The organism is Bradyrhizobium sp. ORS 86, assembly GCF_045571475.1.
In the GTDB taxonomy this organism is placed as follows: Bacteria; Pseudomonadota; Alphaproteobacteria; order Rhizobiales; family Xanthobacteraceae; genus Bradyrhizobium.
This window is the reverse complement of the sequence record NZ_CP120699.1, coordinates 522,980-548,863: the sequence shown is the minus strand read 5'-3', so window position 1 is coordinate 548,863 and position 25,884 is coordinate 522,980. Positions and strand designations below refer to the sequence as shown.

At 61.1% G+C, this 25,884-nt stretch carries 21 protein-coding genes and 1 tRNA gene; 7 read left to right on the top strand and 15 right to left on the bottom strand.

The annotated features are described in order from the left end of the window. Nucleotides 1–3 precede the first annotated feature (3 nt). Nucleotides 4–999 carry a bifunctional DNA primase/polymerase gene (locus tag P6U25_RS02500; protein WP_407149870.1) on the top strand — a complete coding sequence of 332 codons (996 nt, stop codon included), beginning with the start codon at nt 4–6 and terminating at the stop codon, nt 997–999. A gap of 200 nt (nt 1,000–1,199) precedes the next feature. Here the strand turns inward: P6U25_RS02500 and P6U25_RS02495 are convergent, their stop codons facing one another. Genes P6U25_RS02495 through P6U25_RS02485 form a run of 3 tightly spaced genes read right to left on the bottom strand, consistent with a single transcriptional unit; the run spans nt 1,200 to nt 2,225 of the window. Next, nucleotides 1,200–1,511 carry a hypothetical protein gene (locus tag P6U25_RS02495; protein ID WP_407149869.1) on the bottom strand — a complete coding sequence of 104 codons (312 nt, stop codon included), beginning with the start codon at nt 1,509–1,511 and terminating at the stop codon, nt 1,200–1,202. Between the two features lies 1 nt (nt 1,512). Beyond that, a complete protein-coding gene (locus tag P6U25_RS02490) occupies nt 1,513–2,055 on the bottom strand; it encodes a hypothetical protein (RefSeq protein WP_407149868.1) in 543 nt (180 codons plus the stop codon). After that, nucleotides 2,052–2,225, bottom strand: a complete 174-nt coding sequence (locus P6U25_RS02485) for a hypothetical protein (RefSeq protein ID WP_407149867.1) — start codon at nt 2,223–2,225, stop codon at nt 2,052–2,054. The genes P6U25_RS02490 and P6U25_RS02485 overlap by 4 nt, the downstream gene beginning before the upstream one ends. 471 nt (nt 2,226–2,696) lie before the next feature. Between P6U25_RS02485 and P6U25_RS02480 the strand changes: the two genes are divergently transcribed. Then, on the top strand, nt 2,697–3,779 hold the full coding sequence (locus P6U25_RS02480; RefSeq protein ID WP_407149866.1) for a dsDNA nuclease domain-containing protein: 1,083 nt from the start codon (nt 2,697–2,699) through the stop codon (nt 3,777–3,779). Nucleotides 3,780–3,841: 62 nt separating this feature from the next. Then, on the top strand, nt 3,842–5,518 hold the full coding sequence (locus tag P6U25_RS02475) for a hypothetical protein (protein WP_407149865.1): 1,677 nt from the start codon (nt 3,842–3,844) through the stop codon (nt 5,516–5,518). A 171-nt stretch (nt 5,519–5,689) separates the two neighbouring features. On the opposite strand, the gene P6U25_RS02470 is transcribed toward P6U25_RS02475, so the two are convergent. The 7 genes from P6U25_RS02470 to P6U25_RS02440 form a co-directional block, all read right to left on the bottom strand. After that, nucleotides 5,690–6,004: a hypothetical protein gene (locus P6U25_RS02470; RefSeq protein ID WP_407149864.1), complete on the bottom strand. Its 315-nt coding sequence runs from the start codon at nt 6,002–6,004 to the stop codon at nt 5,690–5,692. Nucleotides 6,005–6,071: 67 nt separating this feature from the next. After that, the gene (locus tag P6U25_RS02465) at nt 6,072–7,895 is read right to left on the bottom strand and encodes an ATP-binding protein (protein ID WP_407149863.1); all 1,824 of its coding nucleotides are present in this window, start codon (nt 7,893–7,895) and stop codon (nt 6,072–6,074) included. 108 nt (nt 7,896–8,003) lie between these two features. Next, a complete protein-coding gene (locus P6U25_RS02460; protein WP_407149862.1) occupies nt 8,004–9,452 on the bottom strand; it encodes a DNA sulfur modification protein DndB in 1,449 nt (482 codons plus the stop codon). 351 nt (nt 9,453–9,803) lie between these two features. Next, nucleotides 9,804–9,893: transfer RNA gene (locus tag P6U25_RS02455), tRNA-Ser, on the bottom strand. 621 nt (nt 9,894–10,514) lie between these two features. Further along, nucleotides 10,515–11,966 (bottom strand): trehalose-6-phosphate synthase, encoded by a 1,452-nt coding sequence (locus P6U25_RS02450; RefSeq protein ID WP_407149861.1) that lies wholly within the window; start codon nt 11,964–11,966, stop codon nt 10,515–10,517. Nucleotides 11,967–12,265: 299 nt separating this feature from the next. Then, nucleotides 12,266–13,081: a trehalose-phosphatase gene (gene otsB / locus P6U25_RS02445; protein WP_407149860.1), complete on the bottom strand. Its 816-nt coding sequence runs from the start codon at nt 13,079–13,081 to the stop codon at nt 12,266–12,268. Between the two features lie 6 nt (nt 13,082–13,087). Further along, nucleotides 13,088–14,578 carry an MFS transporter gene (locus tag P6U25_RS02440; protein WP_407149859.1) on the bottom strand — a complete coding sequence of 497 codons (1,491 nt, stop codon included), beginning with the start codon at nt 14,576–14,578 and terminating at the stop codon, nt 13,088–13,090. Between the two features lie 182 nt (nt 14,579–14,760). On the opposite strand from P6U25_RS02440, the gene P6U25_RS02435 reads away from it, so the two are divergent. Then, the gene (locus P6U25_RS02435) at nt 14,761–15,129 is read left to right on the top strand and encodes a DUF3175 domain-containing protein (RefSeq protein ID WP_407149858.1); all 369 of its coding nucleotides are present in this window, start codon (nt 14,761–14,763) and stop codon (nt 15,127–15,129) included. A 40-nt stretch (nt 15,130–15,169) separates the two neighbouring features. On the opposite strand, the gene P6U25_RS02430 is transcribed toward P6U25_RS02435, so the two are convergent. Beyond that, the gene (locus P6U25_RS02430; protein ID WP_407152734.1) at nt 15,170–17,203 is read right to left on the bottom strand and encodes a methyl-accepting chemotaxis protein; all 2,034 of its coding nucleotides are present in this window, start codon (nt 17,201–17,203) and stop codon (nt 15,170–15,172) included. Nucleotides 17,204–17,794: 591 nt separating this feature from the next. On the opposite strand from P6U25_RS02430, the gene P6U25_RS02425 reads away from it, so the two are divergent. Further along, on the top strand, nt 17,795–18,967 hold the full coding sequence (locus tag P6U25_RS02425; RefSeq protein WP_407149857.1) for an FIST N-terminal domain-containing protein: 1,173 nt from the start codon (nt 17,795–17,797) through the stop codon (nt 18,965–18,967). Further along, entirely contained in the window at nt 18,964–20,337 is a 1,374-nt protein-coding gene (locus tag P6U25_RS02420; protein WP_407149856.1) for a hybrid sensor histidine kinase/response regulator, read from the top strand. Before P6U25_RS02425 ends, P6U25_RS02420 begins: the two co-directional genes overlap by 4 nt. On the opposite strand, the gene P6U25_RS02415 is transcribed toward P6U25_RS02420, so the two are convergent. The 4 genes from P6U25_RS02415 to P6U25_RS02400 all read right to left on the bottom strand — a co-directional run bounded on the left by P6U25_RS02415 (nt 20,332) and on the right by P6U25_RS02400 (nt 24,931). Next, nucleotides 20,332–21,072, bottom strand: coding sequence for a LuxR C-terminal-related transcriptional regulator (locus P6U25_RS02415; RefSeq protein WP_407149855.1), 741 nt, complete (start codon nt 21,070–21,072; stop codon nt 20,332–20,334). The two genes, P6U25_RS02420 and P6U25_RS02415, sit on opposite strands and share 6 nt — an antisense overlap. 116 nt (nt 21,073–21,188) lie before the next feature. Further along, the gene (locus tag P6U25_RS02410) at nt 21,189–21,869 is read right to left on the bottom strand and encodes a response regulator (protein ID WP_407149854.1); all 681 of its coding nucleotides are present in this window, start codon (nt 21,867–21,869) and stop codon (nt 21,189–21,191) included. Between the two features lie 138 nt (nt 21,870–22,007). Then, on the bottom strand, nt 22,008–23,192 hold the full coding sequence (locus P6U25_RS02405; protein WP_407149853.1) for a c-type cytochrome: 1,185 nt from the start codon (nt 23,190–23,192) through the stop codon (nt 22,008–22,010). Between the two features lie 23 nt (nt 23,193–23,215). Then, complete coding sequence (locus P6U25_RS02400) at nt 23,216–24,931, bottom strand: PQQ-dependent methanol/ethanol family dehydrogenase (protein ID WP_407149852.1); 1,716 nt, start codon at nt 24,929–24,931, stop codon at nt 23,216–23,218. A gap of 403 nt (nt 24,932–25,334) precedes the next feature. Between P6U25_RS02400 and P6U25_RS02395 the strand changes: the two genes are divergently transcribed. Beyond that, on the top strand, nt 25,335–25,820 hold the full coding sequence (locus tag P6U25_RS02395; protein WP_407149851.1) for a (2Fe-2S)-binding protein: 486 nt from the start codon (nt 25,335–25,337) through the stop codon (nt 25,818–25,820). Nucleotides 25,821–25,884: the final 64 nt, after the last annotated feature.

Genomic DNA, 25,884 nt, shown 5'->3' with positions numbered 1-25,884 from the left:
GCCATGGCGATGGGCCTTTTTGCGAAGTGGCAGCCGGAATATGCCGCCCGTGGGCTTCCGACGTTCCCGGTCAAGGTCATCGGCAACGATAAGCGACCGGCGATCCGTGGATACATGAAGGTCGGAAGTTTGAGCAGCGAAAAACTTGTGAAGCAATTCGCCGATGCGAGTGCGTTCGGGCTGGCCTGCGGCCGTATGACCGGCCTGACGGTCCTGGACGTCGATTGCAAGGACGAACATGTCCTTGGCGATGCCTTGGCGCGCCACGGCGAGACCCCGTTCGTGGTCCGCACCGGCTCGGGAAACTTCCAAGCTTGGTACCGCCATGGGGGAGAGAAGCGCCAAGTCCGACCATGGGGAAGCGAGCTTCCGATAGATCAACTGGGTGACGGGTATGTCGTTGCGCCGCCCTCAGAAGGCAAGCGCATGGCCTATGAGATCGTTCAGGGCACGCTGGACGATCTGCCCAACCTGCCGTTCATGCAGAACGCCTGGTGGCCTGGAGATCAGGCGCACCGCAGGCCCGCACGCGAGGGCGAACGCAACAAGGTGCTTTGGCGGCACTGCATGCGTGATGCACACAGTTGCGATACGTTCGATGACCTGCTCGATGTGGCGAGGACGTTCAACGAAGACTCCTGCGTCCCTCCTCTCGATGACGACGAGGTGGTCAACGTCGCGAGGTCGGCCTGGAAGTACACGATGGACGGCACCAACCGCATCGGACGCCATGGGGCTTGGCTGAGCGCGGCGTCACTCGATGAGATGGTTCAAGACCCCTACTTCACCGCGTTGATAGCTTGGTTGCAGGCGCAAAACGGACCGGATGCCAGGTTCTTGGTAGCGGACGGATTGAGAGAGAAATTTGGGTGGCCTCGCGAGCAGTTCCGGCGTGTTCGTCGTAAGGCGGTGCGAACCGGCTGGATCGTGCCGCTCACGAAGCCGAAGCCGGGCAAGGCGGTTGAATACCGTTGGGGAGAGGCTAGGAAGCAGAGGTGAGAGACGCCTACCGTGCTTGGTAGGCTATCCTCTATGGTACACTTCTCTATGGGTATCTGTAGCACCTCCACCTCAAGGTTTAGGCTAAGCCCCTCAGAATACTCCAGCGAGCCGAGGGTTCGCACAGGGCGTCGATCGTGAACAGGGCAATTATCCTGGTATCACGATCGACAACTCTCCAGCGGCTACCTAAACCGAGGCTACTTAGCCTTCTTCGACGGGGAGGCAATCGGCGGTGCGGCCAGCGCAGTGGCAAGCTCCTCAGCCTCGCGAACCGCTTCAGCTAGGGCAGTATTATAGCTCGCCGGATCGAATGCCTCGGCTCGCCGGCGTGCCTCCTCCACTCGAACCAGCGCCTCCTGCTGCTGCCGTTCAAGGTCTCTTCGAGCAAGCAAGGCGGAGCGAGCCGCCCTCACCTCGTCTGACGCCTTCTGGCTATCGCGGACGATCTTCGCCCGCTCTTGCCGATGCGACCATCCCTTGGCGGTGAAGGCGGATGTGTTCCGGTTCATCTCAAACTCCTTCCGCTTCCCGACGCAGCGCAGCCGCGCGCTCTGGATCGTTCCTTTCCAGCAGCATTTGCTGGGTGAGGTTGTAACCGGCCCGGCTGAACGGATTGGTCGGATCTCCGCTATCCTGCTGGACCTCCCGTTCAGCGGCCGCATACCGTTCCAGCTGCTCCGCGTACTGCGGATCGTCGCGATGAAGCAGCATCTGCTTCGTTACATTCCAGTGTCGCTTCGAATAAGGGTTCTGAGTGAGCAGCGAGGCGCCCTGTGGCAGCCTGATCGGCCTGCCTGAGCTGCCAAAAAACCTGCTGGTTTCAGGGCGTTGATACAGACCGGCCAAGTAGGCGGTCAGGTCTGCTTCCGATCCATCCTGATCCAGATACTTCAAGGCATGGCCTCCGCCCAAAACGCGGTTGAGGACAAGTCGGTCAGCAAAGTGGTCAACGAGGGCGTCTTCGCCCTCCTGGGTCAGCTTGAGCCCGTGAAGGTCAAGGAGGTCGCGAAGGGCGGTCGCCGTGTTGGTGCGGCCGGGGATGACTTCGCTCATGCGTTAGCCTTCCGGAGTTCGGCAAGCACGACGCGACGCAGCCAGGACGATCGCGAGATCAGCTCAGCTTTGGCATGCTCTTCGATGGCGTTGGCCATGGATTCGGGAAAAACAGTTCCGATCGTGATCGTCCGTTCGGTTCTTAGTAAGTCGAGATCAATTTCCTGCACTTGGGTCTCTAGGGTCGGGGGGCCGGCGAAGCGGACCGCGGGTGGGGTGATATCGTCCGTAAGGAAGCGGCCGACGCACAATCTTTACAGTGTAAAGATTGAAATGTCAATACTTGCAGACAGTTAGGAGCAACTTGCAAGAAAAAACAGGGATTTTCGCCGTGACACGCCAGTCGTGGAAAAGGGCCAATACCAAAGTAAAAACAACAACTTATATGACTTGACCGATCTGGCGAGGTGTCGCTGAAAATGAAAATGCTCTTTTACAACGGTGGGCAATTTCAACCCCGGCTCATGGAAAGCGCAAATTGTTCTCTGACCTGATCCTCGGAGCAGCCATGGCCTGATCGCAATCAACGGCTCCCGCAGCCAAATTACAGGGAGCGGAGCCGCAACGCCGGTCCCAACGGCTCGTGATGGTTGCACAAGTCTCGGGCCTAGCGTCTAATGAACCGAAGGCCGGGGGGACCTATGACTGCACTGGTGACTACGCTCGTCACAGCGAAGCCGCGTGAGAAGGCGGGGTCGCGAACCGGTTCTCGCTACGCCTTTCAGGCACACGTCTCGTTGGCGAAGATGCTCGAACTTCGCAAGTCTGGCGTCGATTATCGCGCCGTATTCGACCACTTCGATGATCTCGCCATCCTCGTCCCGTCGAATTGCCCCAATCAGATTGAGTTCTTCCAGATCAAAGGGAAGCAACAGGGGAGCTGGACCGCGGCAAGCCTCTGCAAGTTGGAAAATGAGGTGCCTAAAAGTATCGTCGGTAAGATGTATTATCACACCCAGACATTTGGGTCGTCCGTGGCTGGGTGCGTGTTTCTCACAAATGCGTCGTTTGGCCTGACGCTCGCTGACGGAACTAAGACTGGGTTTGATCACACTAAAATTCTCTACGGCACCCTGGGGTCCGAAGATAAGACGCGATTTACTGCCGCCCTTGAAGCCGACTTTCCATCGCCTCGTTCTCCGGCAGAGGATGCCGTGCTGAGCTTTGAGCGCACGGTCGTTCCCGTGACTGGGTACGATCTTGTTCTGAAGGGAATGTTGGTCGATGCAGTTGAAAACAAGCAAGGCGTTGTCGTTGCAGCTCTCTATCGGACGCTGATACAGGACATCACCGGACGCGCGAACGACACGACCGTTTGCTTGAACCTGTCCGACGTCTTCACACATAAGTCACTAGGTTGCGATGAACTGGACCAAATCTTGGCGGCCGCTGAGAAGCGGCGAGGAATCCTCGATGCCTGGACGATGGTTGATGATGAATTGAAGGCTGCCGGCAGAACTCCAATGGAGCGGATTAAAAGCCAAACGGCTGTTGTCACCTATCTCCGCGACCGCTCGATGCGGACGCGCCAAGCTGAAGCACTCGCGGCAGAGGTCTACAAGGCCTTTCAACAAGTCTCGGCGGGTGTTGGCAGTTGTGATAATTTGCTCACCGCTACCGATCTCGTCAGAATTGGTTTGCCCCCTTCGCTAGTTTCCAAATACGAGCCGGCAATTATCGAAGCGGCGATATTGGTCGAGCTGTACGAGAGCTTCAATGGATGAACAGCGCGATTTTGGGTTGCGGCGATTGCTGCTGAATCTTGGGGGGAAGCGGCGTGCGCACAATGAAGTTCAAAAGAATTTCTCTTCTATCGCAAGAGGAGAAGCGGGCGTTCACGATGGAGTTTCACGACGGGGCGACCGTGAAGGCGGGCAACGGGTTCGGCAAGTCGGCTCTGCTGAAGAGCCTCTATGATACGTTCGGCGCTGAGCCGCACCGGATCGACCAAGCTTGGAGAAGCGCGAATGTCGTCTCGGCGGTAGACTTCGAAGTTGATGGGCGCCCGCAAACGATTATGAAATTTGCCGGCACTTACACTGTCTTTGACGAGGCGGGCAGCAAAGTCCTTCAAACGTCATCTGTCACTCAGGGTTTGGCACCGTTCTGGGCGGAGCTGCTCGACTTCCGCTTGCTTATGATCGATCAACGAGAACAGGTTCTCATTCCACCTCCCGCGTATGCCTTCGCGCCCTTCTACATGGATCAGGACCGAAGTTGGGCCACTGCTTGGGAGCCTTTCCGTAACATGTACTTGCCTCGGTCGGCCGCCACTCTAGCGGACTACCACTCCGGCCTGAAGCCAAACGAATACTATGCAGCTCAAGCTGAAAAGGATCGCTTGGCGACGGTGTTGCGAGAAACCGAGGTGCGGAGGGACGGTGTCGTTGCTGCGGTCGAGGAGCTGCGGTCCGTTGAACCGGACGCCTCGGTATATTTCAATATTGATGACTTTCAAGCCGAGACTGCTGCGTTACTCGCCGAGAGCGCACGATTGCTCGATGCGCAAAATTCCCACCGGGCAAAGCTCTCAGAATTGATCGACGCTCGGGCGCTTTGGGTCACACAGGCTGAGGTTACTCGTGCCGCGCTCAGCGAAACTGATGAGGTGTTCAAGAGCGCCTTTGGCCATCCCGTTGACGTCGAGTGTCCGACGTGTGGCGAGCACTACACGAATGACATTGCCACTCGTTTCAAGATCGCCGCCGACGCCGAAGCCTTGGTTGGTGTGCTGAACCACGCACGACAAGAGCAGGAGAAGCTTGATAAGCTGATCGAGGCTGCTCGACTTGACATCCAAGCAATCGACATTGCAGCTACAAGGGTTCGAGCCGTGTTGGCGACACGAAAGAACGATCTCACGTTTGGCGAAGTTGTCGCGGCGGAAGGGCGAAACGCTGCGACCCGCGTTCTTCGTGAGCGGGTTAAGGATGTGGAGGCCGAGATTGGCGGACTCAACTCAAAAATTGATGAAATCGCTGCAACAATGCGCGGGCTGCTCGATCGTAAGCGGTCACGGACTATCAGAGACCACTTCGCCAGCCACTTCGTGAGTTTTGCACAGCAGCTAGACGTCCGCATTGGAGAGCTACGATCCAATCCGATGTCATCAACACCTCACGCGCGCGGCAGCGAGGGTCCGAGGGGACTCGCTGCTTACAATTACGCATTCTTACGTACAGCCCAGCAATATAGCTCAATGGTGTTCTGCCCCATCGTGATTGATGCGCCGAACCAGCAAGGCCAGGACACGCAGCACTTGCCTGCCATCATTTCGTTCCTCGTCAAGAAACGGCCAGAGGGTGCTCAGCTGATCCTCGGAGTCGAGGAGGCAATAGGAGTGTCGGAGAACGATGCCGAGATCGTAACTGTGGGAGTACGCAGAAATCAGCTTCTGAATGAAGCTGAGTTTGAAACGGTAAGCAAGCAGCTTCGCCCGTATCTTGCGCAAGCGGCCTCCTAGGGGCGTGCAAGACGACGGCGAGATGATCGACACTTGGTAAAGCCACCTCTTTTGCTGCTCGCAAGTAGGAGGTGCGGGGCCCCAAATGGCGGGGGTACCTTCGAATAAAAATCCGAGGCCCTGGCGAAACGGAATGCCGCCCGGTCGGCGTCATTCCTGCCTCCGCTCAAGTCACAAATTGGACTTGAGCCGCCCTACTGCAACCAGATCTGGCAAGTGTTTGTCTTCAATAAAGCCCGCTTCCAGAGCAGCTGCCTTGTTCAGAATTGCGGTCTGCGCATGGCGGCCCCAGGTGCTGCCGCGTTCTGTCTCAGGTAGCGCAAACCGTATCTGGTGCTGGACTGCCTTGCCGGATTTGGCTCCGACTGCGGCTGCAAACTTCTCACAAAACTCCCAAAAATCGTCGTCCCTCTCTCGTCCAGGCGAGGACTTCTTTGTCCACTCGCTATAGGGACCGAAAAGGTCCACCAAGCGCTTGTAGAGCACGCGACGAGCGTCTCCGGTCCAAACTGTAGGGTCCCATCCCATGTTACATCTCTAAAAATGACCTGACTTATGCTACGGCCGCGTCCAGCTCGGATCCGGTGCGCTTAATTTTCAGCGTTGTACCGATCGCCCGACGCGCATCCTGAAGAGAATCGAAGTGGTTGTCGGCGGCGAGACTGAGGCTCTCCGGTTCGAGCGCCTTTCCCATCGCTTCTTCGTCCCACTCCTTGTTCAATCGTTTCGCCAATGCAAATACCACCGCGAGACCCACCCTCTGAATCATTGAGTTTCGAGAGTGGGAAAGCGCCAGCCGCTTCATAATGTCTACATCACCAGCGTGGGCGTATTCTCGCTCTAACTGCTCGCGCATGATATCGACCGCCGGGTAGCGCATGTTTATGAACAACTCACCTGTTTTCGCGTAGTATCTAGCCGCACGGCCCTTGATGTTTTTCGCCTCTATCTCTTCTTCGTCGTCAAGGGGTATCAGGGCGGGCGCACGCTCCATGTTCTGAGCCATTCGTGCGAGATGCGCTCCTGACTGCACAATCGTCAGATCGGCATTGTGTTGCCTTCCGTCACGCCCGACCGACTCACCATCGAGGTGCCTCGGAGCCATCGCGCCGCCAGTCCCGGGATTGACAAAGATATCCCCCTCGGGAACGACCCGAGGGCTTATGGTTTTCACCCTGAGTTTGTTCAGCAGCTCTTGCAGGCGATTTCGAATTTCGTCGTTGGAATCCCCGGAATTAGGAGCCAGCGAATGTATTAAATCGATCAACCATTGAGGACGATTCTCTAAAACCTCGACTGCGAAGTCCGAGGCTTCAACCTGATTCTGTTCACCATCGATATACCTGAGGAACTGGCGGTAGCCTTCGGGACGCACGCGGGCATCATCCGGAAGCTCGATATGAACCGAAATGTGTTTCGCGCCGAAGGGAATCCCAAATGTGGGAGCTTCAATAGTCCAGCTGCGTCCCGTCAACACCGAATACATCTCGTCGTGGAAAACGACAGCAGCGGTGCTCACAGCCGACGCGATGGATCCGCTGATCGATTTATTGTGCGAGGTGTCCTTGAACGGCTCGTCATAAATGTAGTGAATTTTCAGGCCGTTCGCTAGTTTGACTGTCTCCGCCCGGGAAAATGCCTTCTTGGATTCCCTGGCGGGGATGGTCTCGAACCGGCGAGAACCGGGTCCTCGAGCGTGAGTGCCCTCATCTAGACGAACTTCAAGTGCATCCGGCAGCCTGTAGAATCGGTGGTACAAATAAGTAGCGAGCCAAAACTTCGGCTGCTTAGGATCGCCATCATAGGGATCCGTTACGGTGTCCTGATCCGATCGATTTCCTAGCAGAACTACCTCTGTCCAGTCGGCTGTCAGCGCTCGAACACCCGCCGCGCGGACTTGTTCGGTGACGTCAATCACATCACCTAGATCCTCGCCCATCGTGTCGCGCCTGCGGAGACGACCATAGATCCCATTTCGTTCGCATAAGATCACCTCATGGACGACTCCGGCCTTGCAAGATCGATAGCGGATCCCATGCCGATTCGACGGAAGCGAAGCAACCTTGGCACCCATACCAAAGTTTTTGTCCAGCCCCTTCTGTTTGCCAATTGATGCTGCGAGGTTCGTCATCCTGGACAACTCCTCGTCATCCATACCTGGGCCCGTGTTCCAAATCGTCAGCTTGGGTGCGCCCTGGACGGTCGTAACTGAAAACTCAACTCGGCGGTCATCTGACGGAGCTTGCGCCGCGGCTTCGATCGCGTTCTTTGTGAGTTCTCGGATCATCATCACCTTTGGGCAACGCTCGATGGTACTGCTGACCAGAAAGGCTTGATCATCAACGCGGATAGCTGAAACGTCCTGTTGAGCCGTCATTATCAAATCCTTCAATTAATACATATCTAGCTGAGCCAGGAGAGCCGTCTGTTACTTTTGAGGGAATTGGGGCCTCGGGCGACGCCGGGGCCCCACAACCGGCGACTTTCAAAACCGACTGGGCAATTGCAACTTCCAACGAATCATGTCTGCCAAAAGCGGGAAGATATCGTTGTGCTTGGCTCCGAAGCGCATGAAGCCACTTTGCTCACTTCCGATGTCTCTGTTGGCGCCATCATCGGGCGGCAAGTACCGCGCTAAATCGGCAAGACCGGCCTTCTCGCGGTCCTCAACACTCATTCCGTAATAATTCCACATCGGATTCCTATGCGAAAAATCGATGGTATTCAGACCGTCGAGAAACTGATCGAACAGTTCGTCAGCCGCTTCAGGCCTCCGGTTGCTGAAGTTCAAATCGTACGTGATCTTGGCCAAGGCTTTTAACACCACAGGCTGAGCCGCTACGGTGTGCTCCTTTGCCCGGTCGCTTCCAAAGTGCGGGATTTCGATGATCCGCTCCCAGAGGCGCAACACCTGCGACTCTCTCGGCTCGATCACTGCCGGTGTTGCACCGGAAATGTTGCCCTTGTTCATGAACGCGATGGCGTTAATGGCGACTACGTCTTTCAATGTAAGGCCGCCAGTATCTTCCGACCAATCTTTCGGCTCTCGGTCGGAAATCTGAATCGCTAGATCGCCCGCCAAGCGGTTCTTGATGAACGCAGTGATCGGGTTGGAGCTGTCGAATTGCAGAGCAAGAGAGGGATCTACTTTCTTTCCAAGACGGTTCAGATCGTGGAAGAGCTGCCGCTCTTGCATAATGTCCAGCCCAAGATGGACTTCGACTGAAAGGGTCGCATACGATCTGGCTGCGTCGTACGCTTCGTTCCAAACCACAATTTCGTCTTCGGATACCTCTGCCCCCTTGGCAGGGAACAAGACAGCAGACTTCGCCGGGTAACGGCCGGTGCTCCTGACCGCTTCGAGGAACTCCATCGCTAGATCAGCCCCCTTGCGCCTGTGTTGCCCGTCCACAACCCAGAGGGTGTGACGTTCCGATAGGTAGACCTTGAATGCCGCCGTCTCGCCGCTAATCGTCTCAAGCCGAACACCGCGGATACCACCGGCACCCGTTCCCCCCAGGGGAATGTTTCGGATGTTACAAACCAGCGGCTGTATCGAGAAGTAGGGCTGTTCGCCCAGCGCGTGCAGAATCTGGTCGAAGGCCGGAAGCGCCGGCTTGTCGGTCACTTGGCGCTTCAGTTTGGCTGCTGAAACGAGACCCTTCACCATGTAGGCCGCCAGCTTCTTAGCATGAGTGGGGTCCAGTGATCGTTGCGCAACAGGCCCCGCTTCACGATCATTCGCTACATCCGAAATATCTTTGAACTTCCGAAACGGCACCGACATCGTGAAAACGCGATGCCCCAAGTTGTGCCCAATAAACACATTGTAGGGGAACTCATTGACGTCCCCGGTCTCGACCAGGGTGTCGAGCGAGTCTAGCTCTTGCTGGGTCTGCAACGGAGTGGGCAGCGCGCCGGCTTTGGCATACATTGGGTATCTCCTCAGACGGAACTCTCTGAGGTCAGAAATATCCCAGGGACATTATTCTAACAATACCAGGAACAAAATTTTTTTCTTCCTGGATCATTCGAGGCTAAGCTCAGGATTAAGCTTGCCCTTCCCGGTTCAGCACCGTCAAAAACAGGCCGTGGAGGGAACGGGAGAACGGTCGATGGAAGTGCCCAGCCGGCTCGAAATTGGCCTTTTGCAAGTTCGTAGTAAGAACGCCTTTCCCGAATAGGGGGCCCAGTGACAAAAAAATCGCGGGTGGGGGACCGGGTGGGGAAGGATAGAACTACAAATCTATTTCTTTAATATTTCCAGTTACTTATTTGAAGTACCTGGCGGAGAGAGTGGGATTCGAACCCACGGTACGGTTTCCCGCACACACGCTTTCCAAGCGTGCGCCTTAAGCCACTCGGCCATCTCTCCGGGAGGCCCTCTCTTGAAGGGACGAGGCGGATTTTGCAAGGGAGTGTGGGGCCGCGGCTGCGAGATTTCCTCAAGTTACTGGGATTGCTGGATTATTTCGTCTCGAGGCCGTGCCTTAGCTGGCGCCATGGGCGAGGTTTTAGCCTCGATTGTGGGAGACCGGAGTAGATTACCGCCGAGGCCCGCGCGACTCACGGGTAATCCCATCGCTCCGAGCCTGCCAGCACGGTCCGCCCGCAGGCGGAGCGGGAACCATTTGCCAATGCGTCCTGACGCCAATCACCGAGTTAGGTCATGCCAGCGCATGCGGGCATCCAGTACGCCGCGGCCTCTCGGCTCAAGCACTCGCGTTTCTGGAATACTGGGTCACCCGCCTTCGCGGGTGACGACGGCGCAAGACCGGCTGTTTGACATCTGTATCAGGCTGGCCGCCGTCCCGGCGAGGACGGTAACAACGCGGCTATCCGGATTACGACAACCACGTGCCGCGACACGCATGCCTCGCGACGCGCGTTCCGCACCAATGGGCTGCAACAGCCAGGCTGTTGCGCGGGAACGACGGGGGCTCCATTCCGTCGGAGTGAGCGAGTGTGATTGCGGCCTGCCGACGACGGCGGCCGCTCAGTGATACCGCGCCGCGACATCTGATGCGCGGCGCGGCCAAACGGTTGGCGGCTCGGGCAGCACGGTGTCGCCCGTGTCGTGCGTGGCCTGCAACGCGTCGATGAAGTCGGCGAACCATTGCTGGATGGTATGCGTGTTGAGCTTCGTCATCATCGCTTCCCAACGCGCCCGCCGCTCGGTCAGCGGCATCGTCAGCGCCGAGGCGATCGTGCGCGCCATGCCGTCGATGTCATGCGGATTGACAAGGAGCGCGGCGTCGAGCTCGTTGGCGGCACCGGCGAATTTCGACAGCACCAGCACGCCAGGATCGGCCGGGCTTTGAGCCGCGACATATTCCTTGGCGACGAGGTTCATGCCGTCCTGCAGCGGCGTCACCACGCCGACCTGCGCGGTGCGATAGAGCCCCGCCAGCACGCCCTGGCTAAATCCCTTGTTGAGATAGCGGATCGGCGTCCAGTCCACCTCGCCATGGGTGCCGTTGACGTCGGTGACGAGCTTGGCGATCTCGCTCTGCAAATTGCCGTAGGCTTCGATCGCGCCGCGCGAGGGGGTTGCGATCTGCAGCAACGACACCGAGCGCTTGAGGTGCGGATAGAGCGTCCACATCTTGTCGAACGCCTTGATGCGATTGCCAAGGCCCTTGGAGTAGTCGAGCCGGTCGACGCCGATCGCGAGCTTCTCGCCGTTGAGGCTGCGCCGCAGCCGCGTCACGTCGGGATGCGTCATCGCCTTGGCGGCCTGCTGCATGAACCTCTCGGGATCGATGCCGATCGGGAACACCGCAGCGCGCGCGCGGCCGGACGACGACGTGACCACGCCATCGCGAACCGCGAGATCGAGATCGTCCTGCACATAGGCGAGGAAGTTCTCGCAATCCTCTTCGGTCTGGAAACCGATCAGGTCATAGGCGAGCATCGCCTCGACCAACTCGCGATGGTTCGGTACGCCGGAGATCACGGCGCGCGTCGGCCACGGCGTATGCAGGAAGAAGCCGATCGGCTGTGCAACGCCGAGCGCGCGCAATTCCGCACCGAGCGCGAGGAAATGATAATCCTGGATCCAGAACACGGAATCGGGCTTGCGGAATCGCAACAGCGCGCGCGCCATGAACGCGTTCACTTCGCGATAGCTCGTGTAATCGTCTCGCGAGGCGCGAATCAGATCGGCGCGCGAATGCAGGGCCGGCCACAGCGCCGAATTGGCGAAGCCTTCGTAGTAGCCGCCGTAATGCGCGGCCGGCAGATCGAGCATCGCCAGCGCACCGGCGCCGAGTGCTTCAACCTCTGCAAATGGTTCCTTCAGGCTCCCGTCGCGGACCCGGCCGCTGGAACCAACCCATATCGCCCCTGTCTTTTCCACCACCGGCAATAATGCCGCTGCCAGCCCCCCCGTCATGGGTTCATTAGGTTTTCCGCGCGCCAAGCGGTTCGAAACGACGACGAGGTTCACCAGGTCCCCTCCTGTTGGTCAACTCGCGTATTAACAACCATTCATCAAGATGGTTCCTCATCAAGGAATCTCCCAAATGAAACCAAATTCTGGCGAAGACGCACGGAACTCGCGGGAACTCGCGAAAAGAAAAATGCGCGCGAGGCATAGCTCGCGACGCAAAAGCACCGCATTCGATTCGAAGGCGCGATCGGGAAAGTGTGCAACGGTCTTCCCTCGCGACAAGCGCGCCGCGCTGGCACGGAGATCATGCGCAAACAGGGATCATCGCGCTTTAGGACAGGCTCACATGCCTTTCGTCACCGGTTGAGCAATTGCGCGAGGAATTCGCGCACGTCGGTCGGTGTGCCGAAATGCCCGTCGATGCCGGCCGCGCGACGGCCTACAGAGAAGGCCAGGCCGTGATAGTCGGGCATGATCTCGAACACGCTCTCGTCGGTGACGTCGTCGCCGATGAAGAACGGGCGCCGTCCCTTGAACGGCTCGTGCGTCATCAGTTCGCGCACGCCGCTCGCCTTGGTGAAGCCTGCCATCTTGATCTCGCACACGCTCTTGCCCGGCAGCACCTCGATCGGTGCATCCGGCAGATCGGCGCGGATCAGCGATACCGCTTCGTAGATCGCCTTCTCCGCATGCGGCGCGAGCCGGTAGTGCAGCGCCAGCGAGTAACCCTTGTCCTCGAGCAGAATTCCGGGGCTGAGCTTGGCGATCGCGGCAAGGCGGCGCTTCAACTCCTTGTCCAGCGGCGGGGAATGCGCGGCGACCGCTTCGTCGCTGTCCGGCTGCAGCCGCATCTCGGCACCGTGGCCGCCGATCGCGGGAAACAGATCCGGCGCGAAGATCAGATCGATGTCGTTGAGCGAACGGCCGCTGACCAGCGCCAGCGCGCCGCCGGTGCGCTTGTGCAGGTCCCTCATGGTCTCCGCCAGATCCGGCGGCACCCACACCTCACGCGGCGTCGGTGCGAAATCGAGCAAGGTGCCGTCGATATCGAGCAGCACCGCGGCCTCGGTCAGCGGCGGAATCAACGACGCCGGCGCCGGCGAACTGCCCGGCGCGGTGCTGTCAGGAGCGATGTCGTCATCCAAAGGCATTTCCGCTACGTCATGCTTCATGTCATTCTACTCCACAACTGCCAGCGGTCGCGCAACAGATTCGAGCGATTTTCGCTCGGCCGCGACGGCGTAACGCCATGCGACCGCTGCGGCCACGACCATGAGCGCCGCCCCCAAAAGGTAGCCGGCAAAGACACTGTTGCGCGATCCGGTGTCGATCAGCACGCCGAACAACGCGGGCCCCACCACGCCGCCGATGCCGGTTCCGATCGCATAGAACGCGGCGATCGCGAGCGCGCGCACCTCGAGCGGAAAGTTCTCGCTGACGGTGAGGTAAGCGGCGCTCGCGGCTGGCGAGGCAAAGAAGAAGATCACCATCCAGGCGATGGTCTGGCTCTGCGCGCTGAGCGCGCCGATCGAGAATAGATAGCCGGACAGCGCCAGCAGCACGCCCGACACGCCATAGGTCAGCGTGATCATGGTGCGGCGGCCGAGGGTATCGAACAGGCGGCCGAGCAGCAGCGGCCCTAGGAAATTGCCGGCGGCAAAGGGCAGGATGTACCAACCAACATCATTGGCGGGGATGCCGAAGAAGTCGGTCAGAACAAGGGCGAAGGTGAAGAAGATCGCATTGTAGAAGAACGCCTGCGCGGCCATCAGCACCAACCCGACCAGCGAACGCTGCCGATAGGTGGAGAACAATGTGGTTGCGACCTCGCGTAACGGCGTGTGATCGCGCATCCGGATCCTGATCTTGTCGAAATCGCCGCTCGACTGCGTATGGCCGAGGACAGAGGCCTCGATGCCGTCGACGATCCGGTGCGCTTCGTCAGGACGGCCGTGGATCATCAGCCAACGCGGGCTCTCGGGGATCCACATTCGCATGAAGAGCACGACGAGACCAAGCACAGCGCCGGTGAAATAGGCGATCCGCCAGCCGTGATCCGGCGCCAGCACCGCGGGGTCCAGCAGGAATATCGCGCTGGCCGCGCCGATCGCGGCGCCGATCCAGAAGCTGCCATTGATGACGAGATCGGTCCAGCCGCGATAGCGCGCCGGCACCAGTTCCTGAATGGTCGAGTTGATCGCGGTGTATTCGCCGCCGATGCCGGCACCGGTCAAAAAACGAAACAGCGCGTAGCTCGCGACATTCCACGACAGCGCGGTCGCGGCGGTCGCCGAGAGGTACAGCGCGAGGGTGATGAAGAACAGCTTCTTGCGCCCGATGCGGTCGGTCAGCCAGCCGAACCCGAGCGCGCCGAGCACCGCGCCGGCAAGATAGGCGCTGCTGGCAAAGCCGACATCGGCGTTGGAGAACCGCATCGCCGGACTGTCCTTGAGCGCGCCAGACAAGGCGCCAGCGAGCGTCACCTCGAGCCCGTCGAGGATCCAGGTGATGCCGAGCGCCAGCACCACGCGGGTATGGAATCCGCTCCAGTGCAGATTGTCGAGCCGGAGCGGAATCGAGGTCTCGATGATGCGGTCATCGCTCTCCGCAGCCGGCGTTGCCACCTCGCCCGTCGTCGCAGTGCTGAGCTGTGTCCGCTGCAGAGTCATCGCGCCCGATTAATGGGAAAAACCCTGGAACGAAGCGCTCCAAGGTTCTCATTCCCGGAATTGCGGCAAACCGAATGCCCGCCACGCGCGATAACGCCCGCGTCGCGCAAAGGTTCCCGATCGGATCGACAGGAACGGAACAAGGCGGCCATTGTTGCCCGCAAAAGATCAAGGAGCCAACCATGGCGACACACAAGCGAACTACGCGAAAATCCCCGCGAAAGTCCGCGACGCGGAAGACCGGCACGGCACGGCGCAAGACCGCAACACGAACGACCGCGTCCAACCGCTGGTCACAGCGGGTGACGCGAGAGAGCGATGCGCTCGACCTCAAGCGCGGCGTGTTCAAGCTGACCAGCGCCAAGAAGATTGCGACATCGCTGAAGCGGTCGGCCGAACACAGCAAGCGGCGCAAGAGCGGCGCCTATCGGTCCGCGTTGTCGATGCTGACCTTCTACATCAACCGCGCCGGCAAGGGGCTGCCGCAGGCTCAGCGGGCGCGGCTCGAACGCGCCAAGGTCGAGTTGAAGCACCAGTTCGGCCGCGATTAGCCCGGCCGGCCTCACCTTCGCCGCAACGCGTGCGGTGCGTTCATGCCGCGCGGATGTTCGCCATGAAGCGGTCGAGCTCCTCGCGCAGCCGCGTGCTCTCCACCGACAGCGAGCGGGCCGAGTTCAACACCTCTTCGGAGGCTGCTCCGGTCTCGGTCGCGCCCCGATTGACCTGGGTGACGCTGGCGGCGGCCTCCTGCGTGCCCTGCGCGACGTTCTGCACGCTGCGGGCGATCTCCTGCGTCGCCGCGCTCTGCTGCTCGACCGAGCTCGCGATGTTGGTGGCAATGCCGGAGATCTGGGAGATGGTCCCGCCGATCTCCTTGATCGCGGCGACCGATTCCTGCGTTGCCGCCTGCATGCCCGAGATGTGATTGGAGATGTCCTCGGTCGCCCGCGCGGTCTGGCTTGCGAGCGACTTCACCTCGGATGCGACCACGGCGAAGCCGCGGCCGGCATCGCCGGCGCGCGCGGCCTCGATGGTGGCGTTCAGCGCCAATAGGTTGGTCTGTTCGGCGATCGCCGTGATCAGCTTGACCACGTCACCGATCTCCTGCGCGGCACGCGACAGCTTGCCGATCCGCGCATCGGTCTGCTCGGCCTGGCGCACGGCAGAATCGGCGATCTGGCTCGACTCCTTGGCGCGGCGGCCGATCTCGTCGACGGAAGCGGACAGCTCCTCGGTGGCGGAGGCCACCGACTGCATATTGCTGGACGCTTCCTCGGAGGCGCCGGCGACCTGGCTGGACAAATTCTGTGTGGTCTCCGCGGTCCGCGTCAGCGTGCCGGCTGCCGATTCGAGCTGCACGGCGGACGCCGACACGTTGGAGACGATCGCGCCGACGGCGGCTTCGAATTCGTCGGCGAAACGGATCAACTCGGTGCGCCGCGCAGCCGCGCTCGCCTTGTTCTGCGCTTCCTGGCTCGCGGCATCGCGCTCGGCCTTGGCGATAGCCTGAACCTTGAACTCCTCCACCGCACTCGCCATCTCGCCGAGCTCGTCGCGGCGACCAAGGCCGGGCAGCACGACATCGAAATTGCCGGCGGCGAGCTCGCGCATCGCGGCGCACATCGCGGCGATCGGCCGCGAAATGCCCTTGCCGAGCAGGAACGCCCAGGCGAGGCCCAGCACGAAGCCGCCGGCGGCGAGCATCAGGATCAGCCGCTCGGTCGCGCCGATCGTGGCATGGGATTCGTTCTCAAGTCGCTTCTGGTCGGTGAGCAGATCGGACTTCATCGCAGCCGAGCCATGGCTGATGGCGGTGGCCGATTCCGTCATCTCGACCGTCAGCTCATCGATCGACTTCGAATTCTCGATCAACTTGGCGAGCGATTGCCGGTACTCGTCGAGCAGCCCGGCGACCTCCTTCAGCCCCTGATTGATCCGCTCGTTCTTCGAGGAAAGCGCGTGCAGCGAGTTCTCCACGAACTTCAGCCGCGCCATCGCGCTGGTCGCAACGGACTTGTCCGCATTGACGACGAACATATTGGCGAGCGAGGTCGCTGCCTGGAACTGGTCGGAGACCTTCTTGGCACCGAACTGGATCGATTGCAGCTCGGAATCGTCGGCATTGCTCGGGAGGTCGTCGAGCTTGTAGCGCATCGAGTTTGCGCTGCGATTGAGATTGTTCTGCGCGATCCGCGCGTTCTCGTCCTTCAACTTGACGATGTCGGCAAAGATTTTGGAGAAGGCGCGAAACTCGCGCTCGAGCCTGGTGACCTGATCGAGCCGCGCCGGGTTGGTGGTGCCCTTCATCGCGGCCAGGATGGCATCCTTCAGGCTGGCTTCGGCGGCGAGGGCCGCCTTCGCGTCATCCTCCTTGCCAGTGACCACGAAATACCGCGCCAGCGAACCGTAGGAGATCAACTCGCGGTCGATGTTGCGGGCAAGATCGGCTTCCGCGACGCTCTGGCGGTAGGAGGCGACGCCGGCCGAGACCCGTTCGAACCCCATATAGGCAAAGCCCATGCTGGCCGCGGAAATCGCCAGCGTCACGGCAAAGCCGAGCATGATCTTGGCGCGGAATCGGAGGGTTGGAAATTTGATCGAACGCGATCGTTTGAGCCCCTGCATCCCAGCCCCCGTCTTCATTCTGAAAACCATGCGACGTCCGGGGGCGCCGCGCCCCCCGAACCCAACGCGCAACCTAGGGCACAATGAATAAAGCTGCGTAAACGCAAATGCGCCCCGGGATATAGGGATCGGCGGAGGGCGGTCTGTTTTCTTGACCCCCGGCCCGGTGTTCGGTGACGACGGGGCCGCGGAGCTCAAGGCCGGGCCCCAGACCTGATCCTCCGATAGCGGCAGCCGGCACACAGACCGCTGGCATTCCAGACCGGCCGCGCGCCTCTACGACCTTGGTCCCTCGCATTCGCGATTGACGGGAAAGCCGGTCCCTTTAATTTAGACTCGTTATAAGCAGGTCCCGGCCGCTGCCCGCGATCGGGACAAACATATCGGGAGGCGTCCCATGTCATTGCCGCGGATGGCGCTATCAGCGCCTGCGCCAATCGGGTGTGCCGGCAGCTCAGCCGGCCAATGATGTCTCCCCCTTCATTTCGGTGCCCCAGGGTACCTCGATCGCGTCCGGCCTGAACCGGCGGCGATATGCGCGGGAGCACCTGCGCCAACAAAAATAAAATGACCTGGTCTGGGAGAGAGCCCTTGGCGGAGAAGCACAACGGTGCCGCCGACAGTATTGTCGTGGCACAGGCGAAGACCGACGGACCGCGGGAGGCCGCGGACGAGATCGCGCGCCAATTGGCAAGTGCCAATCTCGCGATGATCACGGTGTTCGTCTCGCCATTCTACGATCCCGAGATCTTCATCGCCGAGCTATCGCGCCGGATGCCGGACATCCCGATCTTCGGCTGCACGACCGCCGGCGAGCTCTCACCGGCCGGCTGGGACGAGGACAGCGTGGTCGCGATGGGCTTCGATGCGGCCGACTTCGTGATCGCGGCCCGCCCGCTGCTCGATCTTTCCACCTTCCGGGTCGATCGCGGCCGCTCGATCTGCACCGAGTTGCAACAGGAGTTCGCGCAACGCACCGAGCAATGCGACCCTGCGGATGAGTCGTTCGGGCTACTGTTCATCGACGGAATGTGCCAGCGCGAAGAGACCATCATGTCGGCGATCTACGCCTCGCTAGGGGACATTCCGATCGTCGGCGGCTCCGCCGGCGACGGCTTGCGCTTCGAGAAGTCCTGGGTCTTCCACAACGGAAAAGCCTACACCGATGCTGCCGTGGTGATCCTGATCAGGACCCGGCTGCCGTTCCGCCTGTTCAAATGCGACCACTTCGAGCCGACCGCGACCAAGATGGTCGTGACCGAGGCCGACATCGAGCGGCGGATCGTGAAGGAGATCAATGCCGAGCCGGCGGCGCTGGAATATTCGCGCGCGGTCGGCCTCAGCGACAGCAAGCTCGAACTGTTTTCCTTCGCCGCTCACCCCTTGCTGGTCCGGGTCGGCGGCGCCTACTACGCACGCTCGATCCAGCGTACCAATGCGGACGGGTCGTTGCAGTTCTTCTGCGCCATCGACGAGGGAATGGTGCTGACGGTGGCGCGCGAGCGCGATCCGATCGATGCGACGAGGGACGCGTTCGAGGAGATCGCCCACGACCTCGGCGAGGTCTCGGTCTTCATCGGTTTCGAATGCGTGCTGCGCCGGCTCGACGTCGAGCAGCACCAACTGTCGCGCGAGATGTCGGAGCTCTACCGCCGCAACAATGTGATCGGCTTTCAGACCTATGGCGAGCAGTATCGCTCCATGCATGTCAATCAGACACTGACCGGCGTCGCCATCGGCAAGCGGGCCGTTGCTTCGCCATGACGGATACCGGCACCAATCGCATTGCAGCGCTCGAGCGCGAAGCCGAGAAGCTGCGCAAGATCAACGCGGCACTGATGTCGCGCGTCGAACGTTCGACCGACCAGCAGCTCAACGCGTTCTCGCTGTTCGAGACGGCGATTGCGCTCGACCAGCAGGTTCGCGACCGCACCCAGCAGCTCAAGCAGGTGCTGCAGTCGCTGGAAAAGACCAATGGCCGGCTGCTGCAGGCGAAGCAGCAGGCGGAGGCGGCGAGCTCGTTGAAATCGTCCGTGCTGGTCTCCGTCACTCACGATCTGCTGCAACCACTGAACGCGGCGCGGCTGACGCTGTCGGCACTCACCGAAATGGCGACCGAGCCCAAGGGTGTCGCCCTGACCGACCAGATCGACCGTTCGCTGGCGACGCTCGAGGACATGCTGCGCACGCTGCTCGACATTTCCAAGCTCGATGCCGGCGTGCTCAAGCCGGAGTTCGGGCCGGTCGCGATCGCCTCACTGTTTGAACCGTTGCAGCAGGAATTCAGCCCGGTCGCGGCCAAGCGCAACCTCGCGCTCCGGATCATGCCGTCGTCCGGCGCGGTCCGCTCGGACCCGTTGATGCTGCGCCGGATCCTGCAGAACCTGCTGGCCAATGCGTTGCGCTACACCCAGCGCGGCAGCGTGCTGATGGGTTGCCGTAACAACGGCGACCAGATCTGCATTGAGGTGCACGACACCGGCCCTGGAATTCCGGAAACGCAGCGCGAGGCGATCTTCGTCGAGTTTCAGCGCGGCGAGACCAGCGCTGGCGACAAGGCCGGCATCGGGCTCGGGCTCTCGATCGTGCGCCGCTTTGCCGACGTGCTGGGCCATGATATCAGGCTGACGTCGCGCCCGGGCAAGGGCTCGGTGTTCTCGGTCACGCTCCCACGCTCCGCCGACCCCGTCGCAATTCCTGCGCGCGAGCAGGCCAGCGTCGATTACCGATATGGCGGCATGGAGGGCGCCAAGATCCTGCTGATCGAAAACGACCTGTCGAGCGCCGAGGGCCTCGCCAGCCTGCTGGAGAAATGGGGTTGCGACGTCGCGGTGACGATCTCCAAGACCGAAGCGCTCGAACGCATCCGGGCGCTCGATGGAATTCCGGACGCCATCATCGCGGATCTTCACCTCGACAACGGCGAGACCGGAATCGAGGCCGTCGACGTGATCCGCAATGAAATCAAGTCCGGCGTTCCGGCGATCATCGTCACCGCCGACTACTCCGCCAAGGCGGCCTCCGACGTCTCGGCCTTCGGCCACGAGCTGTTGAAGAAGCCGATCAAGCCCGCCGAGATGCGCTCACTGCTGTCGTTCCTGCTGGCCGCCGAGCAGCCGGCGGCACGGCTATGAGTGACTGTCACGCGCCGGCGCGGCCGCGATCGGCGCGTGATCGTGCTTGCCGAAATCGAGCTTCGACAACGCGATGATCGCCTCGGTGCGGCTGCGCACGTTGAGCTTGCGTAGGATCTCCGAGACGTGCACCTTCACGGTCGTCACCGAGATATCGAGCTGATAGGCGATGTGCTTGTTCTGCAGGCCGCGGCAGATCATGTCGAGCACCCGTAGCTGCTGCGAGGTGAACTGGCTGAGCTGCTGGATCAGCTCCCGCGCGTCGGCCTGGCCTTTCCGGGCAGCGGCGGCATCGCGGAAACGCGTCGGCAGGCACACCGCGCCTTCGAGGATGCCGCGCAACAGACGCGCCAGCTCGGCCTTCGGCGTGGATTTCGGAATATAGCCGGAAATGCCGAGCGAGATCGCGCTGCCGATGATCCGGGAATCGTCATGCGCCGATACGATGACAAGAGCACTGCGCGGCGCGGCAGCACGTACCCGATAGGCTCCCAGCAGCCCTGTTGTCCCAGGCATCGACAGATCGAGCAGGATCAGATCAAGGCTGTCGCGCGCAGCGATGACATCCAGCGCGCCGTCGATCGACGTCGCCTGCAGCACTTCGGCGCCGGGAAACTCGGCGCCGATGACACCGACCAGGGCGGCACGAAACAGCGGGTGATCCTCGACAATGAGCAGTCGAGGGGCACCCGCCTTGCTGACGGGCGGTTCGTCCAGGGGCGCGGTTGTGGTCAAAGCTGCGCCGTCTCCTCCCGGGTCGCTCATGACTGGCATTGCGAGCACGACGTTATCTCAAAGCCGGGGTGCAGCCTATAGAACGTTCGATGCCCTCGCCTTGCAGCGCAGCAACCCTAAGGGGTCTTCTCGGGCTTTGAACCCGCGCAGGCTTCAGGCATCGGAAGCGGGACCTTGCCGAGCTCAATGATCGCCTTGTTACGGCTGAACAGCTTCAGCTTGCGCAGGATCTCGGTCACATGCGCCTTCACCGTGGACTCCGCGAGCTTGAGCTCCGCGGCGATCTCGCGGTTCTGCAAGCCGCGGGTTATCAGGTGCAGCACCCGTATCTGTTGCGGCGTCAATTTCCGAATCCGTTCCTGCAACGTGCGCGCCGTCTCTGACTGCTCCAACGCGCCGGCCGCGACGAAATCTCGCGGCGCCGAAACCGAGCCGCTCAGCACCCGGGCGATCGCCTGTGACAGCTCGCCGAGCGAGGTCGACTTCGGCAGATAGCCGACCGCGCCCATCTCCAGCGCCTCGCGGATCGTATGCTTGTCCTCCTCACTCGACACGATGGCGATCGGAAGCCGCGGATAGCGGTCGCGGATCTTCTGGAACCCGGAAAAGCCGACGACGTCGGGCAGCAGCAAATCGAGCAACGCCAGGTCGATGTTCGGCTCACTGGCAAGGATACCAAGCGCGCCCTTGATCGAGGTCGCCTCATAGATGCGAGCATCCGGATGCGAGATGCGAATGGCGTTGCCAAGCGCTTCGCCGAACAATGGGTGATCGTCGATGATCAGGAAACCCATCATGAGGAGCCTCGTACGGATGTCGCCGCCGTCGCGCCCTGGAGCATTCTCGGTTCTGGGTGAATCAGAACCGAAACTCTGGGTTCCAGCTTTGACGCATCTTCTTCACGCGAACCAGTGCCCACTTCGCTCGAAAACGCTTTAGTTCGACGAGCCGGAGTCCTGCAGTGTCTGCAAATAGGCATATACGTTTTTGAGCTCGTCGTCGCTAAAAACGTCCTTCCACGCCGGCATTCCCTTGGACGGGCGGCCTTCATGGACCGTCTTCCAGAAGGTCGCTTCCATATCTTCACCGTAGCGCTTCTTCAGGAGGCGAAGGTCGATGCGCCGTTCGCTTTGCACTGCATCCGGGCCGTGGCAATGCGCGCAGGTGCCGTTGAAGGTTTCCCGCCCGGCCTTGATATCCCCGGTGACTGCTGCGGTCTGGACCGGCTTGTCGGCAGCGGCCGCCTGCCCGACGGTGATGGCTTCGCTCGCTCCGCTGGACAACGTTGTTGCCTGGCCGAACTTCACCGGCGTGCCGTTCGGCACGCCATATTTGGCGAACAGGGCATCGATGTCGGACTGTAGGGACGGCAGTACGGCATCGACCTCATTGCGCAGAGCGTCGGACGCCTTGGCAAAGCCGATCGCGGTCTTCCAGAGCAGGCCGTCGCCTTCGGTCGACACGACCTGGTATTTGTCGCCATAGGTGGTCTTGTTGAGCCAGCCCGCCACCGGCGCCCAGATGAAGGCGACGTCCACCTTGCCTGCCGCGAGCGCCGCCATGCCCTCGTCTGGGCTGAGCACGGTGATCTTCTGGATGTCGTCGCGCGACGCGAGCAGGTTCTGTGGCACCGATTCGTATTGCACCGCGACCCGCAAACCCTTGAGATCGTCGATGCCGGCGAGCTTGCGATCCCTGGCGCCGACCAGCGCGTAGCCTTCATGAGCAATCGGCTTGGAGAAGATCACCGCCGGCCCCATGAAATCGTCGACCAGCGGCAGGCCGACCATGGCATCGCATTGCTTGCTGAGCAGCGTTTCGCGAACCGTGCGCTTGCCGAAATAGGACTTGTACCAGTTGTAGCTCACGGCTCGGCCGAGTTTCCCGGCCACCGCCTGGCCGATCTCGAGATACAGCCCGGGCTTGCCCGGATCATCGCTCGAGAACGGCAGGTTGGTCGGATCGGCGCAGAGCCGCAGCGGCTTGGTCTCTTCGGCGCCGGCCGACACGGCCGGCGCCATCAATATGGCAGAGAACAGCACGGCACCGATCGCCTGTCCCAATCGCGCGTCACGCGAACGTCTGCGCACTTCGTTTCGGGTCATGCTGAACACGGACATGCTGCCTCCGTTCTCGACGATCGTTACTGCACAGTGAACACGAACAGCGAGCCGCCCTCGGGCGCCGCGGCTGTCATCTTCTTGCCGATGTCGCCGAGGAAGGCCGGGATCGACGCCGTGCGCCCGACCACGATCGCGACATACTGCTTGCCGTCGACCGAGTAGGTCACCGGACCGGCACCGATGCCGCTGCCGAGGTTCTTGCTCCACAGCACCTTGCCGTTCTTGGCGTCGATGGCGCGGAAGTCGCCATGCAGATTGCCGGAAAACACCAAGTTGCCGGCCGTCGTCAGCGTGCCGCCATTGAACGGCAGGTCTTCCTTGAGACCCCACACCTTCTTGTTGGCGACGGGATCCCAGGCCACGAGTTCGCCGAGGAACCCACCCGGGCCCGCCTTGGTCGGGAATTCGGCGCCGAGGTAGAACACGCCACGCTTGTAGTTCACGTCACTGACCGACCAGTCCATGCAGACATTGTTGGTCGGGATGTAGACGAGGCCGGTCTGCGGGTTGAACGACATCGGCTGCCAATTCTTGCCGCCGATCAGGTTCGGGCAGATGTCCTTGGCGGGATGGCCGGGGCCGGGCCGCTTGTCCGGGTCCTCTTCGGCCCGCATCGTATTGACGTCCCACTTCTTGGCCCAGTTCGCGAAGACGTATTTCTCGGCCGAGATCACCTTGCCGGTTTCGCGGTTGGCGACGAAGAAGAAGCCGTTGCGGTCTGCCTTCATCAGCACCGGCGTTTCGGCGCCCTTGATCTTCAGGTTACCGAGCACGAGCTCGTTGACACCGTCATAATCCCAGGCATCGGCTGGCGTGCCTTGGATATGCCACTTGATCTTTCCGGTGTTGGGATCGATCGCGAGCGTGGACGCCGTGTACAGGTTGGTCAGCTTGCCGAAATTGCCGTCGCCAGTGGAGCGCACCCCGGTGTTCCAGGGGCCCGGATTGCTGGTGCCCCAATAGACCGTGTCGGTTTTGGCATCGTAGGAGCCGACCAGCCAGGCCGCGCCGCCGCCATGCAGGCCGGTGTCGCCCTTCCAGGTGTCGCTGCCGGGCTCGCCCGGCGCCGGCACGGTGTAGGTCTGCCAGAGCAGCTTGCCACTCTTGAGGTCGAACGCCTGCAGCGCACCGCGGACGCCGTATTCGCCACCGCCGAAGCCGGTGATAACCTTGTCGCGGACCACGAGCGGCGGCGAAGTGATGACCGAGCCCTGCTTGTAGTCGACGACCGTCGAGGTCCAGAGTTCCTTGCCGGTCTCGGCATCGAGCGCGGTCAGCTTGCCGTCGAGCCGGCCGACGAAGATTTTGCCGTCGGCGTAGGACACGCCACGATTGTTGACGTCGCAGCAGGCGTATTGAAGTACGTCGTCGGGGATATCGGGCTGATAGGTCCATTTGCGCGCGCCGGTCGCGGCATCGATCGCATAGACATATTTCGGCCCCCACGAGGTCGAGACGTAGAGGGTCTTGCCGATCACGATCGGCGAGGACTCGTTGGACCGGAGCGAGGCCAGCGACATCGAATAGGCCAGTTGCAGCTTGCCGACGTTCTCGGTGTTGATTTGCTTCAAGGGGCTGAAGCGCGTGTTGCCGTAGTCGTGGCCTGCGATCGCCCACCCGTTGGCATCCGATGCCGCTTTCACGACGGAATCATTCGCCCTCGACACGCCGACACTCGCCATCAGCATGGCGGCCAGCGACACGCCGGCAAAGAAAGTCCCGCTCCTCAGCTTCATCTGTTTCCTCCAATATGGTTTCGTTGCCGCGACGGGTGCGTCGCGGGCGCGGCTCTCTGACCAATTCATGAACGCGCGATCTTTCGTCGCTGCATCGCCGATGAAAATGACAGCAACGTTTTTTGGTCGTTATAGGCGGAAGGTAGTAGCCGTCGCGGCGGCGCTTCACGGCGCATAGCAATCGTCAGGTTGGCGATCGCAAGCGACATGGAAGCGGGCGCGTCAGATATGCGTGGGACCATCGGAGCGGGCTTGTAAATTGCCCATCCACAGGCGGCCTGCTAGGATCGAAGCACAGGCCCGGCACCCTTCATGACAGGGTCGCGACTACGACTTTGATCGCGGTTACGCCCCCCATGAAGCGTGCTCTACTGGGCCAATAATTGAGACTTGGGAGGAACGCGTGTCTACAGTCAAATTGACGGTAAACGGCAGGGCGGTCTCGGTCGACGTCGAGGACCGGACCCTCCTCGTGCATCTCTTGCGCGAAAATCTGAACCTGACCGGCACCCATGTCGGCTGCGATACCAGCCAGTGCGGTGCTTGCGTTGTCCATGTCGACGGACGGGCGGTGAAATCCTGCACCATGCTGGCCGGCCAGGCTGCGGGTTCGAACGTCACCACGATCGAGGGTCTCGCCAAGGGCGACGAGTTGCACCCGATGCAGGCGGCCTTTCGCGACAATCACGGCCTGCAGTGCGGCTACTGCACCCCCGGCATGATCATGGCCGCGGTCGACATCGTGCATCGCCACGGCGGCAATCTCGACGAGGAAACGGTCCGCCACGAGCTCGAAGGCAATATCTGCCGCTGCACCGGCTACCACAACATCGTCAAGGCGGTGCTCGACGCAGCCGGCCGCATGAAGGTCGCGCAGGCCGCCGAATAGCAGCGCGCGGACCACGCGCGATCAGGCTCATCACCGCCGGTCTCGATGGAAACGGCGGCAAATC

Bases quoted from the DNA above. Each gene is read 5' to 3' on its own strand.
- P6U25_RS02475 (WP_407149865.1), top strand. From the start codon at position 3,842: ATGAAGTTCAAAAGAATTTCTCTTCTATCGCAAGAGGAGAAGCGGGCG.
- P6U25_RS02480 (WP_407149866.1), top strand. From the start codon at position 2,697: ATGACTGCACTGGTGACTACGCTCGTCACAGCGAAGCCGCGTGAGAAG.
- P6U25_RS02465 (WP_407149863.1), bottom strand. From the start codon at position 7,895: ATGACGGCTCAACAGGACGTTTCAGCTATCCGCGTTGATGATCAAGCC.
- P6U25_RS02490 (WP_407149868.1), bottom strand. From the start codon at position 2,055: ATGAGCGAAGTCATCCCCGGCCGCACCAACACGGCGACCGCCCTTCGC.
- P6U25_RS02460 (WP_407149862.1), bottom strand. From the start codon at position 9,452: ATGTATGCCAAAGCCGGCGCGCTGCCCACTCCGTTGCAGACCCAGCAA.
- P6U25_RS02500 (WP_407149870.1), top strand. From the start codon at position 4: ATGGCGATGGGCCTTTTTGCGAAGTGGCAGCCGGAATATGCCGCCCGT.
- P6U25_RS02435 (WP_407149858.1), top strand. From the start codon at position 14,761: ATGGCGACACACAAGCGAACTACGCGAAAATCCCCGCGAAAGTCCGCG.
- P6U25_RS02495 (WP_407149869.1), bottom strand. From the start codon at position 1,511: ATGAACCGGAACACATCCGCCTTCACCGCCAAGGGATGGTCGCATCGG.
- P6U25_RS02405 (WP_407149853.1), bottom strand. From the start codon at position 23,192: ATGTCCGTGTTCAGCATGACCCGAAACGAAGTGCGCAGACGTTCGCGT.
- P6U25_RS02400 (WP_407149852.1), bottom strand. From the start codon at position 24,931: ATGAAGCTGAGGAGCGGGACTTTCTTTGCCGGCGTGTCGCTGGCCGCC.
- P6U25_RS02440 (WP_407149859.1), bottom strand. From the start codon at position 14,578: ATGACTCTGCAGCGGACACAGCTCAGCACTGCGACGACGGGCGAGGTG.
- otsB (WP_407149860.1), bottom strand. From the start codon at position 13,081: ATGAAGCATGACGTAGCGGAAATGCCTTTGGATGACGACATCGCTCCT.
- P6U25_RS02430 (WP_407152734.1), bottom strand. From the start codon at position 17,203: ATGCAGGGGCTCAAACGATCGCGTTCGATCAAATTTCCAACCCTCCGA.
- P6U25_RS02410 (WP_407149854.1), bottom strand. From the start codon at position 21,869: ATGATGGGTTTCCTGATCATCGACGATCACCCATTGTTCGGCGAAGCG.
- P6U25_RS02420 (WP_407149856.1), top strand. From the start codon at position 18,964: ATGACGGATACCGGCACCAATCGCATTGCAGCGCTCGAGCGCGAAGCC.